Annotated in this window: 1 protein-coding gene; it reads right to left on the bottom strand. The window is 62.8% G+C overall.

The window, feature by feature from the left end:
- On the bottom strand, nt 1-398 hold a 398-nt coding region (tssI, locus tag AACR93_RS03765), incomplete at both ends, for a type VI secretion system tip protein TssI/VgrG (RefSeq protein WP_043852278.1).

The raw sequence follows: 398 nt of genomic DNA, 5'->3' as shown, positions 1-398 counted from the left end.
TAGGTGCGCCCGGTCACGATAGGCTGGTCGGGGTCACCTTCGAGAAATGAGACGATAACCTCATGGCCGATGCGCGGAATGGCCATCATGCCATATTGGCCACCGGCCCAGCCTTGGGAGACTCGCACCCAGCAGGAGCTCTGGTCGTTGGAGCTGCCATATCTGTCCCACGGGAACTGCAGCTTCACCCGGCCATGCTCGTCGCAGTAAATCTCCTCCCCGTCGGGGCCCACCACCATGGCGATTTGCGGGCCATCCACCATCGGTTTTTGGGGTGCCTCGGGGCTGCCGATGCAGGCGCGCCAGGTGGTGCTCGCCTTCACCACGCCAAATTCGTTGTGGTAGACGGTCGGGCCGCTGCCGCCTTCTTCTTCTAAGGCTTGGGGTTGCTCACCGGT

The sequence above is a fragment of the Aeromonas sp. L_1B5_3 genome, from assembly GCF_963866575.1.
In the GTDB taxonomy this organism is placed as follows: Bacteria; Pseudomonadota; Gammaproteobacteria; order Enterobacterales; family Aeromonadaceae; genus Aeromonas; species Aeromonas jandaei.
This window is presented reverse-complemented; position numbering and strand designations above follow the sequence as displayed.